Annotated in this window: 14 protein-coding genes; 5 read left to right on the forward strand and 9 right to left on the reverse strand. The window is 66.7% G+C overall.

What is annotated here, in order from left to right; translation table 11 throughout:
* The first annotated feature begins 151 nt into the window (after window positions 1–151).
* Window positions 152–352, forward strand: coding sequence for a hypothetical protein (locus tag ACOQPE_RS02640; RefSeq protein WP_420610374.1), 201 nt, complete (start codon window positions 152–154; stop codon window positions 350–352).
* A gap of 164 nt (window positions 353–516) precedes the next feature.
* Here ACOQPE_RS02640 and ACOQPE_RS02645 read toward each other — a convergent pair whose 3' ends face one another.
* The 3 genes from ACOQPE_RS02645 to ACOQPE_RS02655 all read right to left on the reverse strand — a co-directional run bounded on the left by ACOQPE_RS02645 (window position 517) and on the right by ACOQPE_RS02655 (window position 3,874).
* A complete protein-coding gene (locus ACOQPE_RS02645; RefSeq protein WP_420610375.1) occupies window positions 517–1,920 on the reverse strand; it encodes a hypothetical protein in 1,404 nt (467 codons plus the stop codon).
* A gap of 143 nt (window positions 1,921–2,063) precedes the next feature.
* Window positions 2,064–2,627 carry a DUF6642 family protein gene (locus ACOQPE_RS02650; RefSeq protein WP_420610376.1) on the reverse strand — a complete coding sequence of 188 codons (564 nt, stop codon included), beginning with the start codon at window positions 2,625–2,627 and terminating at the stop codon, window positions 2,064–2,066.
* Between the two features lie 44 nt (window positions 2,628–2,671).
* Complete coding sequence (locus tag ACOQPE_RS02655) at window positions 2,672–3,874, reverse strand: ATP-binding protein (RefSeq protein WP_420610377.1); 1,203 nt, start codon at window positions 3,872–3,874, stop codon at window positions 2,672–2,674.
* A 496-nt stretch (window positions 3,875–4,370) separates the two neighbouring features.
* Here ACOQPE_RS02655 and ACOQPE_RS02660 point away from each other — a divergent pair, with 496 nt between their 5' ends.
* From ACOQPE_RS02660 to ACOQPE_RS02675, 4 genes are all read left to right on the forward strand, one after another.
* Complete coding sequence (locus ACOQPE_RS02660) at window positions 4,371–4,625, forward strand: antitoxin (protein WP_420610378.1); 255 nt, start codon at window positions 4,371–4,373, stop codon at window positions 4,623–4,625.
* A 9-nt stretch (window positions 4,626–4,634) separates the two neighbouring features.
* A complete protein-coding gene (locus ACOQPE_RS02665) occupies window positions 4,635–5,030 on the forward strand; it encodes a type II toxin-antitoxin system VapC family toxin (RefSeq protein ID WP_420610379.1) in 396 nt (131 codons plus the stop codon).
* 221 nt (window positions 5,031–5,251) lie between these two features.
* A complete protein-coding gene (locus ACOQPE_RS02670) occupies window positions 5,252–5,491 on the forward strand; it encodes a DUF1971 domain-containing protein (protein ID WP_420611342.1) in 240 nt (79 codons plus the stop codon).
* Between the two features lie 146 nt (window positions 5,492–5,637).
* Window positions 5,638–6,687 (forward strand): transporter substrate-binding domain-containing protein, encoded by a 1,050-nt coding sequence (locus ACOQPE_RS02675; protein WP_420610380.1) that lies wholly within the window; start codon window positions 5,638–5,640, stop codon window positions 6,685–6,687.
* On the opposite strand, the gene ACOQPE_RS02680 is transcribed toward ACOQPE_RS02675, so the two are convergent.
* The 6 genes from ACOQPE_RS02680 to ACOQPE_RS02705 all read right to left on the reverse strand — a co-directional run bounded on the left by ACOQPE_RS02680 (window position 6,684) and on the right by ACOQPE_RS02705 (window position 12,204).
* A complete protein-coding gene (locus ACOQPE_RS02680; protein ID WP_420610381.1) occupies window positions 6,684–7,529 on the reverse strand; it encodes an MBL fold metallo-hydrolase in 846 nt (281 codons plus the stop codon). The two genes, ACOQPE_RS02675 and ACOQPE_RS02680, sit on opposite strands and share 4 nt — an antisense overlap.
* A gap of 119 nt (window positions 7,530–7,648) precedes the next feature.
* Window positions 7,649–8,443 carry an alpha/beta hydrolase gene (locus ACOQPE_RS02685; RefSeq protein ID WP_420610382.1) on the reverse strand — a complete coding sequence of 265 codons (795 nt, stop codon included), beginning with the start codon at window positions 8,441–8,443 and terminating at the stop codon, window positions 7,649–7,651.
* 20 nt (window positions 8,444–8,463) lie between these two features.
* Window positions 8,464–9,336, reverse strand: coding sequence for a hypothetical protein (locus tag ACOQPE_RS02690; RefSeq protein ID WP_420610383.1), 873 nt, complete (start codon window positions 9,334–9,336; stop codon window positions 8,464–8,466).
* 359 nt (window positions 9,337–9,695) lie between these two features.
* Window positions 9,696–10,439: an ABC transporter ATP-binding protein gene (locus ACOQPE_RS02695; RefSeq protein ID WP_420610384.1), complete on the reverse strand. Its 744-nt coding sequence runs from the start codon at window positions 10,437–10,439 to the stop codon at window positions 9,696–9,698.
* Complete coding sequence (locus ACOQPE_RS02700) at window positions 10,436–11,182, reverse strand: ABC transporter ATP-binding protein (protein ID WP_420610385.1); 747 nt, start codon at window positions 11,180–11,182, stop codon at window positions 10,436–10,438. Before ACOQPE_RS02700 ends, ACOQPE_RS02695 begins: the two co-directional genes overlap by 4 nt.
* Window positions 11,179–12,204, reverse strand: a complete 1,026-nt coding sequence (locus ACOQPE_RS02705) for a branched-chain amino acid ABC transporter permease (RefSeq protein ID WP_420610386.1) — start codon at window positions 12,202–12,204, stop codon at window positions 11,179–11,181. The genes ACOQPE_RS02700 and ACOQPE_RS02705 overlap by 4 nt, the downstream gene beginning before the upstream one ends.
* Between the last annotated feature and the right edge of the window lie 63 nt (window positions 12,205–12,267).

The raw sequence follows: 12,267 nt of genomic DNA on the forward strand, positions 1-12,267 counted from the left end.
GCGACGCTTTCCCCTGAGTAGAGGATCACAGCACCTCCGCTTGCCCTGCTGCCCGACGGCGATCACTGCCGCGTTGGTGGCGGGGCTGTTCGAGCTCATGTTCTAAAGCCGCGACGGGCTGCGTGGTGACATCAGCGCGCTGCGCAGCCACATGGACACCCAGATCGGATCCCTGCGTGCCGACATGAACACGCAGGGTGCCTCGCTGCGTGCGGACATGGACGCGCAGTTCCGGGAAGTCAGCGCGATTTTGCTGGATCACACCGACCGGCTCGCCCGCATCGAGACGCATCTCGACATTCAGCCTCGTCCCGATGCGCCGCCGGTCGAGCTTCAAGGCCAGCCGGGCTAGGAGGGTGACAGTCCGACGCTGCGAGGACACACCGGCGGCCTCGGACGCACGGGCACGAGCAGCCGCGAACCGCAAGCCACGCTGCTGCTGTCGCGGCACGCACTGCACATCGCTGCGAAATCAGACGCCTAACGCCAGACGCCGACTCCGACGAGCAGCACCGTTCACCATGGCCGGTCACCCGCTCCCGCAGCGGTGTGGCGAAGGCGGGTGAGCACGGCTGCTGTGCCCGCCTCAGTCAGCGACTGTCGCTCATCTGGCCGTGTGCCTGCCGAACTGAGCAATCCACAAGCTGTCCACAGGTGCAGCGTTTCGGAAAACGCCCACGACGCTTCGTGCGCCGATGGCGTGCGTTGCTCGCCGTCGTTCCACGAGCGCCAGCCGCATTCGGTCGCCATCACGCTGACTTGGGCGTCGAGATCCCTGTCGGCCATCTCACCGCCGCTGCATAGGAGCGCCAGCGCTGCATTCTCGACGACGAAACCGTCCCAGCCGGTCGGGAACAGATGCTGCGTCAGCCGCTGCCACGCCAGCGACGGGTCGTGTGCCATCTTCGTGCCTGCCTGGGTGCGGTGCAACCTGTTGTGGCGCTTGCGCAGCGCATTGGCCCGCTGCAACCAGTGGCGCAGCGCCGACAGGATCACGTCGTCAGCCTCGACGTGGCGCTGCTCGTAGGGAGGCGGCGGCGCGAGCACCCGCCACGGGCAGTCCTGATGCACCGTGCGGATGAACGCCACTCGAAGGTTTCCCGCCTGGGTTAGCGGCTGTTCGTCGCCGAATCGCGTCAGCAGCCACATCGGCAGATGCAGAGCCTCGGCGACTTCGGACGGCGGTTCGATCGGATGCAGCAGCCGGTTCGCGGCCTGTGCCCGCGCAGCTCCCACAGATTCGCTCAGGGTGTCGCCCTGGCTGACCCAGCGGGCGAGCCGTTCAGTGACCAGCGCCGTGCGCCATGACTGGCCCGGCTGTGCATCGTGGTCAGCGTCGAGTGCCGTCGCCACTATCCTTTTCTGCTCCGCCCGCCAGCCCCGCGCTCCGACCGTCAACTCGCCGGCGGCGATCGCTGCTTCGAGCGCGTCTTGCGCGGCGGCATACGCGTCTGCCTCGTCGAAGCCCATGAACCTGTTCCATTCGAAATCGTCGAGATCAGGCGGCGAGATGCCCGAGTCGCGCATTGCCGTGCGCAGCGCCGCGAAACCTTCGCTGTCGCGCTCGCCGAATGCCGCGTGCACGGTCGCGGTGGTTTCGCTTCGACAGATCGCGGCGTAGCCATGCAGGCCGAGCTCGTCGAGCAGCCTGGCGGCGACATCCGCCAGGCGACCCATGTAGCCAGCCTCGTCGCTGACGTACTTGCAAGGCAGCTCATACCACAGCCACGACTGCACGCGAGCCTGCCTCAGCACGCCGGGTCCCTCACCCCATGTGAGCACCTCATAGACCTCGCGTGCGCGAGCGCCGACATCGGGGTCGTCTGCCTCGATGCGCCGCAGTGCCGCCTCCGCCTCGCTGTCGGCGATGTCGGCAGGGGCGAGGAGATTCTGGTGCTGTTGCGTGGGTGATGACGTCATCCGGCCATCTTTTCAGCCTCGCATGGCCGCGGAGGCGATCCGCAGGAAGCCACATCCTGGACAGTGGCGCTCTCGAAACCGCGGTCGCCCGCGAATGCGCCGACCGTCGCGCCCGCGCCATCGCCCGCCGAGCGGCCCGCGGATCAGCGGATGATCTCGAACCCGAGGTGCTCTCGAAGTTTGCCAGCGACTCTGTCGAGGTAGTTCGCGGCGTCACCAAGTCTCGTGTAGTGATGCAGGGCGTTGAACACCAGCGTTTCGAATGCCATGGACTCGGCCCAATCCACATCGGTGCGGTACCCCATGACTGCACTCGCGCCAGTCTGTTGGCGGAATTCCTGAAGCCGGGTGCTGCCGAGTCGAACGACAGAACATGCGCAGAAGTGAATGATCCGGCCCGCGGCCCGACCTTCGAGCCAGCCTCCTAGTTCTTCCAGCGTGAGGGGCCGCTTGCGCCCGTCCGGGAAGCAGAGCTCGCCGGGCGAGCCATGAAAGCTGAAGTACCCGATGTTGTACTTGCTGTTCTTGGCCAGTGTCCACTGCCGGAGGTAGTGCCTGAGTTCGTCGGCAGTGCCGATGTCTCGGAAGATGAAGTCCGTCCCGTTGAGGTCCCTGAGAAACTGCAGGATGGGCCGTACCGAGTAGCGGGCATTCAGACTCAGTTCAGGGTCTCCCTCTAGGGCGAAGATTCCGGATGCGACTCCCATGACTGTCTCCCGTGGCCGTTTGCTTGACGGTTGTGATGAGCGCGCTATGGGGCCGTGCCGAGGGTGCTGTGGTGGAGTTCGTGCCAGGCGACCAGTGATCCGTCGCTGCGGTGCTGGGTTTCGGTACCGCCGTAGACGGCGACGGCGACGGCGGACGCTCTTGGGTGCTCGTCCGTCAGATGTGCCCGGACGCGACGTGGACCGTCGAGCAGGCGCCCGCTTGGCGTGGCAGTGGCACGGGCTTCGACGAGGGAGATGCCCGCTTGCGGCTCGTCGGCGTTTTCCACCACGAGATCGACCTCGGTGCCGCTGCGGTCCCGGTAGTGCGTGACACCGCCGCGGACGCCTCGATTGGCACGATGCTTGACGATCTCCGAGGCCACCCACGTCTCGTACATCGCACCGCGCAGCGGATGGGAATGCAGCTGCTCGGGCGTGCGTATGCCCAGCAGCCAGCAGGCCAGCCCGCTGTCGTAGAAGTGCAGCTTGGGCATGCGTACCAAGCGCTTGCGTGTATTGGCGGCGAACGCGTCCAGGCGGAACACGACGAACAGCGCCTCCAACACGCTCAGCCAAGCTTTGGCCGTCGGCTGCGATATGCCACAGTCGCCGGCCAGCGCTGAGTAGTTCAGCAGTTGCCCGCTGCGGCCTGCACAGAGCTGCACGAAGCGGTTGAACGTGTTCAGGTCGCCGACGTTGGTGATGGTTCGGGCATCGCGTTCGAGGTACGTGGCGACGTAGGAGGCGAGCCAATCAGAGGCCTCGAAGCCGCGGTCGAAGATAGGCGGGAAGCCGCCGACGATCAGGGCTTCATCAAGGCTGTGCGGGAAGCTGTCGAAGCGGATCGCCTCGCTGCGAGCCAGCGGCAGCAAGTGCAGCACAGCGGTACGCCCGGCCAGCGATTGGCTCACTGACTGCACCAGCGCGAGATTGTGCGAGCCGGTCAGTATCCAGCGGCCGGGAACCGGGTCAGCGTCGATGATCCCCTGCAGGTACGACGGCAGGTCGGGAACGCGTTGCACCTCGTCGATGACTGCCCCGTCGTCGAACTGGGCCAAGAAGCCGCGCGGATCCTCATCGGCGAATGCGCGCGTGTCGGGATCTTCCAGAGACACCTGCGGACGGTCACCGAAGACCGCCGCACAGAGTGTCGTCTTGCCGCTCTGACGGGGTCCGGTCAGCGTCACCGCAGGCCACTGCTCGGCCGCCGCCCGGAGCTTGGGGGCGAGATCGCGCTCGATCGGCACGAATGCCAGACTACGCGACTGCGGGCTATTTCAAAATTTAATTTTGAATTAGCCGTCTAGAAGTGCTGGCAGTCTGCTGACCGAGAACAGTGACCTGCCTGCCGAGGTCGGGGTGCCGCGGTGGGTCTGGGCGACCAGATCGCGCACAGAAGCGATCAGCGTCGCGTCAATGGCCAGCGCAGACTGCTGCGGCGCTGTTCAATTGCAGAACTGAACGTGAAAGACGGCGTCGGCGGCGTCAGCGCAGAGAGAACGGCGGGTAGCGGTCGGTGATGAGGAGCCACATGTAGGCGCCGACTCGCAGACCCCAGCGATGCACGCCCAGCACGAAGTCGAACAGCCCTGGTGGGTAGCGACTCTTTCCTCACAGTAGATAGGCCGCTCGATGGAAGGCAGTCCGTCGTGCCGAGTGGCTCCCTTGACTGTGTTCATCCCTGCCAGTTGCGAGAGCATGAGTCAGTTTTGATATCTCTTGCAGTCAGATAGGCTAAGCCATGTGTCGAAACGACTTCAAGTCTTGGTGCATGAGGACGAATACACGGAGATCCAGGGAGCGGCGCGGACATGTCGCCTGACGGTCGCTGAGTGGGTCCGGCAGGCGATGCGCCAAGCGCTGCGCGACTCGAGCCGCTTGCCCGAACCGTCTGTGGCGAGGCTTCAGGCAATCGCAGAAGCATCACAACACGAATTCCCGACAGCCGACATCGACGGGATGCTCCGAGACATCGAAGCCGGCCGATTGGCCTCGTGATCTGCGGCAATGATTTTCGTCGACTCCAACGTGCCGATGTACCTCGTCGGCGCTGCACACCCGAACAAGGATCGAACGGTCGCTGTGCTGACTCGCCTGACGCAAGCCGGCGAGATGTTCGTCACTGACGTCGAGGTTTACCAAGAGATTCTCCACCGCTATGTCGCTCTCGGTCGGCTCGACGCAATCGACCCGGCCTTCGCAAGCCTCGATGCCTTGGTCGACGATGTCCTCGCATTCGGCGTGGCCGAGATTCGTGCCGCTCGGACACTGCTGGAGAACGTCAGCAGCCTGTCAGCCCGAGATGCGTTGCACGCGGCGGTGATGGGCAGCGCAGCTGTGACTCGCATATTCAGCTTCGATCAAGGCTTCGATGCCATCGGCGGACTCGAGCGCCTGAGTTAGCTCTCGCCCTTCTTGAACCGGCGAGCGTCACTCGCTCACTTGCAGAGCCGGAATCCTGCTGTCGCCGACGATTCGCCACAAGCACCGACGCCCTGGCGAGGCCTCGCCCCGGACCGAGCGTGACGCACGACTGCGCACATCGCGAAGCGCGCAGGTGAGAACATGATGCAGTGGACGGGCAGGGCCGGGACGGACACGACGCGGAAGTGCCGCCGACGGCCGTGCCGGTACGGCGAACCCCCAGCTTTATGGCTGCCTCCATGCCGCCCGCACTTGGCCGCGATCACCTCACTGCGGTATGGGCCGAGTTGGTCGTCGAGAAGGGATCAGTGCTCTTCGCTGACGAATCTGCACGCAGCGTCACCGTGCAAGCCGGCGGCACCGTCGCCATTCCGCCGAGAGTGCGACACCACATCGAGCCAGCCGACGACGCTGTGTTCCACATCCAGTTCTACAAGTGAGTTTCACCGACATGCTTCGATGCTGTGCCTCCCGTCTCACCTCGATCAAACCGAGCCGAAATGCGGTCCCGCCGGTGATGCGTCGTGCGACCGCCGGTGTCGGCAGCACGACGCGTGGGCGGTACGTGCGGATTGCGATTGCGGTGATGAGTGTCGTGCTGCTGGCTGTCGGCTGTACTTCGACAGAATCGGACGGAGGCGCAGAGGCAGCTTCGTCGGGGTCGAGCCCGCGCATCGTGCGTCTCGCGTTCTATGCGCACTACGCACCGGTCAGCAGTTCGCTGGACTCGCGACCGGGCACTGCGGGCTTCGACACTCATGTCGGCTACGAAGCCGACCTGCTGAGCGCTGTGGAAGCGATGCCGGGGATCGACATGACGTTCGAGCGTCACGGCGTGGACGCGTGGGACGGCATCTGGCTGCTGCCCACCGCCGAGGGCATTGACATGGCATGCGGCGGCATCACCATTGCCGCCGACCGCACCCGCGGCCCCGACGGGCAGGCCGTTCGGTTCACCGACGGCCACATCGAGTTCCGCCAGTCGCTGCTGGTGCGCGCTGGCGACGCTGACCGGCTGTCGTCCTATTCCGCGCTCGACGGCAGCGACCGGGTGGGGGTGCAGACCGCTACGACAGGCGAGTCGCGGCTGCTGCAGCTCATCGGCGTGGCGGATCAAGACGGCAGGCTGGCCGACGGCACACGCGTCGTCATCGACGCGGCTGACGGCAGCGGAGCAGAGCCGGTGGTGGAGGCCACAGCCGGCAACGATCTGTGGATCAGCCCAGGCGGTTCGTCGGACGAACTGGCGAGCAGGCTGCGGCTGATACCCGCCGACCCGGCCAAACCCAAGGTCGTCAACCTCGACCGGCTCCCAGAAGCCGATCTTCGCACCGAGGACTCATCCGAAACCCAGCTCGAGGCGCTGCGCAACGGCACCGTCGACGCCATCGCGCAAGGCATCGTCGAGACCGCTGCCACCGCGGCCGCCTACGGAGACGAGTTCGTTGTCAGCGTGGTCGACCGGCACATCGAGACCGGCGGATGCACCGTCGCCGCCGACGACACCGATCTCGCCGACCGCATCAACCTGGCGCTGGGTTATCTCACCGACGACGGCAGCATCGGCTTCGAGGACTGGGCCAGCAACCCCAACGTGTTCGCACAACGCGCCGCCGAGGGAGACTCGCTCGGCTAGCCGACGGTGAGGTCGTCGGAGAGGACGAGATCGCCGGTGTAGGTCGATGAGATGGCGGCGGCCAGTGCGGCGGGGTCGAAGGCGTCGGGGATGTAGTGGGTGAGCATGAGCTTGCCCACTCCGGCGGCCTGGGCGATAGCGCCGAGTTGGGTCTCGTCGGTGTGCCACTCGGCCATGACAGCGAAGACTCGTTCCTGGTCGGCCTCCGGCAGGCCGAAGGCCTCGAGCTGGGCACGTGTGGAGGCTCGGTGCTCGATCTCGTGCACCAGCACATCAGCGCCTGCCGCGAGCTCGACAAGGGCCTCGCTGGGCGAGCAATCGCCAGAGATCACGATCGAGCGGTCAGGCGCATCGAACCGGAACGCGAACGAGGGGACACAGTCGCCATGAGGGACGACTGCTGCGGTCACGCGCAGACCGTCCTCGTCGAACACCGGCCCAGCGCCGGTGATCTCAGTGACGTCCTGGCGGCCGCCTTCGTCGGACTGGAGCACCGGCCGATGCTGGCGGTCGTAGCTGAACGCGTCGTGCGTCGCTGCACAGAACGTGCTGGTGAACGGCGGGCCGAAGACGCGCCATGGCTTGGCGCGGCCCATCTGCCACCCCGACATCAGCAGATCGGACCAGCCGACGTTGTGATCCATGTGATGGTGGGTGAACAGCACCGCGTCGAGATGAGGCCACGGGATCCCCGCCTGCTCGAGCCGCAGCGACACCCACCGCCCCGCATCCACCAAGTAGTGGTGCGCCGGAGAATCCGGACGGCGTTGGTAGGTGATCAGCGCTGCCGGCCCGGCCCGGGTGGCGCTCACCATCGGCGACCCGGTCCCGAGAACGGTCACTCCGAGCATGGTGCCTCCCAACGGCGAGCCGGCTCGCCGGCAGCGACAAGCGGCGACGGCGCCAAGTATGGCAGCGCGGTTGGGGTCTCAAGAGCACACAGGCCCATTGGTGCGGGGCGCTAGGGCGCCGGTTCTGCGTCGACGATCTGGCCCATCTCACGATCAGGCGAGCCGTCCGTCGGCCCGGTCATGTGCTCGATCAGAAACTGCGCGGCAAAGTCCACCTCGTCCAGCGGAATCTCCGCATGCACGCCGGGATTGAGGTGAAGGCGCTTGTCGGCCGAGCCGATCGCAGAGAACAGCGAGACCGATCCGTCGACCGGGAGGAACTCGTCGTCGAGCTGGGTCAGGAACAGCGTCGGCGCGGTGAGGGCGCGTGCGCAGGCAAGCACCGTCTCGTTGTGAGGGATGGCCTCGACATCGGCCCACAGGCCGAGCACCGCCACCGCGACACGGCTTCGCTGGGCGAGGAACCCGATGCCATAAGCCGAGCCCATCGAGAGCCCGAAATAGCCGATCCGGGCGGGATCGAGTGCGTTGCGGGCGCATACCAGCTCGACCGCCTCGTTCCAGTCGTCACACATATCCGACATGGCGTCTTCTCGCAGCAGGTCGGCGATCATCCCGGCCCGTCCGCCCTCACCGGTCTGCCGCAGGCCATGATCGGGGCCCTCCACGCTCAGCATCGCGATGCCCTGTGCCGTCAGATCGGCTGCGAGCCGAGACGCAGGGAACTGATACCGGTCGCCAGAAGCACCGTGACCGAAGCACACCAGACTTCGTGCCCCCGAAGGCGTGTCCGGCGTCCACAAGGCACCGGTGATGTCCCGCCTCCCCACACGAGAAATGCGGAACTCGCGAGTCGCGACCCCATCGGGGCTCCGACCGGCCCACTGGTCAAGTCTCGTCGTCATCGCCAGCTTCAGCTATCGGGCTATTGCGGCACGCCGTTGATCGTCCAGGCGGTGCCGTCGGGGGCCATGAGCAGACCGTGGATGTCTACGATGTCGCCGTCGAAATGCATGCCGTCGACATCGATGCCGTCGATGCTGCCGGCGAGCAGCACCGTGCCGTCTCCCTCTACGGCCACCGTCAGTTCGCCGACTTCGCATACGTCGCCCGGGTACAAGATCAGCCAGGCCGTGCACAGGCCCCAGCCGCCTCCGACGCTGGCGCCGTCATCGGGCATCGAGCCGGCAGCGGCCGCCGGGTCGCCGAAGCCGGTCTCGATGTCACACGATTGAACGGCTTCGCCCAAAATGGCGCTCTCGGCCGCGGTCAAGCCTTCTGCGGAGGGATCGGCGCCGGTGAGCACCTCCAGGATCCGCTCACCGGCCGGCTCGCCGCTGAGTGCCTCCATCAAGCACCCCACCTCAGCGGGATCCGGTGCCGCGCCGTCACCTGGCGGCGTGAGCGCGGCGGCCTCCTCCGACGTCAGGCACGCGAGCACCTGCAGCATCGCCGGGCCTTCGACCGGCCCGCCCACAGCGAGGAATGTGTCCACCAGCGACGGATCCTCCACCAGAAGGGCAACCACGCAGTCATGGCTCGCGTCGCTCAGCCCGCCGACCGCAGCCGAGAGCCCAGAAACGATGGTCTGCGCCTCCGGCGACACTCCGGCGTCGGGGGCGTCCGTGACCGCGGCAGCGCTTGTCGAGGACGCGACGGTCGTCGAGACCGGCGCCTCAGCAGGAGCGTTGGTGCTGGGTGTCGCTGCAACAGCCTCGGATGCCGCAGGAGGCGCAGTCTCGGTCGAACCGCACGCGCCGGCCAGCAGCACCATCACCAGCAGATGCACAGCAAGCACCAGCGCCCGCGGCCTCCGGCGGCACCGCCCAAATCGTGGCGGCCGTGGCCGCGATGCCGAGCGATCCGGCGGCGACAGAACTGCGCCGTCGCCGATCATTCCACAGCAAGGAGTTCGGCTGCTTCCATGCAAACCCAACGTACCGTGCTCGACTTGGCAGCCACCGCATAGCAAGATGACATGAGATGCGAGCATGACGACGTGACGTAACCCCAAAACCCCACCACTCACCGGGACGCTGCGAGCTAGACGGTCTGCGGAAAGCGGCTGAAGACAGCGGACGGCAACTGCTCGCTGGACTGCTGCCGGACTTGGGACTGCCAGAATCCCGAGCGTCTGACAGACTCGGGCACGCTGGCTCAGCGGGCGCCGAGGAACGTCCGGCGAACGTCGGCATCGGCGAGCAGGTCGTCGGCTGCGCCGGAATGGGTGATCTCGCCCAGCTCGATCACATAGCCACGGTGGCTGGCTTGGAGGCCTTGGCGGGCGTTCTGCTCGATCATCAGCACCGTGAGGCCGATATCGCTGTTGAGCTGGGCGATCACCTCGAAGATCTGACGGGTGACGATCGGCGACAGCCCGGCCGATGGCTCGTCCATGAGCACGAGATCCGGCGACCACATGAGCGAGCGGCCGATCTCGAGCATGCGCTGCTCGCCGCCCGACATCGTTCCGGCCTCTTGGCGCGCACGCTCGGCAAGGCGCGGGAACAGGCCGAAGACGTAGTCGATGCGGTCGCGAATCTCGCCTTTGTCCCGCGACAGGTACATGCCCAACTCGAGGTTCTCATACACGGTCATCTGCGAGAACAGGCTGCGCAGCTGGGGCACGATGGCGATGCCGGCAGTGCCGAGCGCGTCCTGCGGCGCGATGTTGGTGATGTCGACCCCGGCGCAGATCACCTGCCCCGACCGCACCGGCGTCAGCCCGTACACGGCACGGAACACCGTCGTCTTGCCCGCTCCGTTCGGCCCGATGACGCACACGACTTCGCCTGCATGCACGTCGAGACTGACGCCGCGCAAGATGTCCTGGCCCGGCAGGTAGCCCGCTGCCACGTCGCAAACCTCCAGCAGCGGCGCCGGCGTGCGGGCGGCGGTCATCGATCTCTCCCGAAGTACGCCTCGATGACGTCGGGATTGCTCATGACCTCGCCAGGAGTGCCCTCGGCGAGCTTGCGGCCCTGATCCAGCACGACGACCCGTTCGCACAACTCGGCGATGAACTGAACGTTGTGCTCCACAAGCAGCAGCGCGACGCCCTCGTCGGCGTTGACTGCGGTCAGCCGGTCCTTGATGTCGTTGATGAGCGTCGGATTGACGCCGGAGGTGGCCTCGTCGAGCAGGATCAGCCGCGGCTTGCTCATCAGAGCCATGCCGATCTCGGCCAGGCGTCGCTGGCCGCCCGACAGCGTGTCGGCGCGGTCGTCTCGCAGCGGCCCCAGCAACAGGAACTCGATGAGCTGATCGGCGCGGCGGCGGGCAGCGGCGTCGGTGCGGCTCAGCATGCGGCGCAGCCCGACATGTGCCCAGCTCGCGCTGAGCTCGAGGTTCTCTCGCACGGTGAGCGCGCCGTAGACGCGAATGATCTGGAAGGTCCGCGACATGCCCAGCCGCGCCACGTCGTGGGGCGCCCGGTGGGCGATGTCGGCGCCGTCGAACCGGATGTCGCCGCTGTCGGCGCGCTGCACGCAGCTGAGACAGTCGAACAAGGTGGTCTTTCCGCTGCCGTTCGGGCCGATCAGCCCCACGATCTCGCCCGGCGCCACGGCGATGTCGACGTTGTCGACGGCTGCCAAGCCGCCGAAACGCTTGGTGACGCCCGCCGCTTCCAGCAGAGCGCTCATGGGTCCTCCCGCGGCGTGCTCTCGACGCCTCGGCGATCATCGCTGCGGGGGCGGACCGGGAGCGACCCGCGTCGCAGCCAGCCCGACCACATCTCGGTGATCGACGTGCCTCGCCGGTCGAACCATCCCGCCAGCCCTCGCGGCATGAACAGCACAATGACGATCAGCAGCACGCCCTGCGCGATGAGGTGGACATCGAGCAGGTTCGCCCAGAGGAACTCTCGCAGCCAATACAGCACCACCGAGCCGAGGATCGGCCCGGCGACCGTGCCGATGCCGCCCAGCATCGTGCCCATCACCGCGTCGAGCGTGCGCACCTCGGTGAACGCGACGTCAGGGTCCACGAACGTGTTCTGGTACGCCCACAGCCCTCCGAACAGGCCGGTGGATGCGCCCGCGAAGCTGAACACGGCCACCTTGAGCCGCGTCGTCGCGATCCCCCGCATCTCCGCCCCCACCTCGTCCTCGCGAATCGCCACCAGGGCCGTCCCCACCCGGGTGCCGCGCAGCCACCACACGAACACGCCGAGCGCCACCACCAGCACCAGCTCGATGAAATAGAAGAGCGAGCGGTTCAGGTACGGCGGCAGCGTCAGCCCCACGCCTCCTCCGGTCAGGCCGCCCCAGACGCGCACGATCTCGCGCATCGCGACGAACGTGGCGAGCATCGCTACCGAGAAATACGGGCCGCGCAGCCGCATCGTGGCCCGGCCGATGAGCGCCGCCGCCACGCCCGCCGCCACGACGCCGAGCGCGATCGCGGGAATCGGCGGCCATCCGATGCCCAGGCCGTTGGTCTGGCGCGACATCATGATCGCCGTGGTGTATGCGCCGATGCCGAACCACACCGCATGCCCGAAGTCGATGTAGCCGGTGAACCCGCCGGTGAGGTTCCAGTTGATCGCCACACCGATGCTCGTGAACATCAGCGTCATCGTGAACAGCGTCGAGTCGCTCGTCGCGGGCCACAGCGGCAGCAGCACTAGCCACGTCAGCACCAGCGCCAACAGCACGGCACCCACGCGCTCCGCCCTTCGCCGCAGCGCGCCGCCGGGCGGCCACCCGAACCGCCCAGTGCCGCCACG

Source organism: Candidatus Poriferisodalis sp. (assembly GCF_965219595.1).
Lineage (GTDB): Bacteria > Actinomycetota > Acidimicrobiia > Acidimicrobiales > Poriferisodalaceae > Poriferisodalis.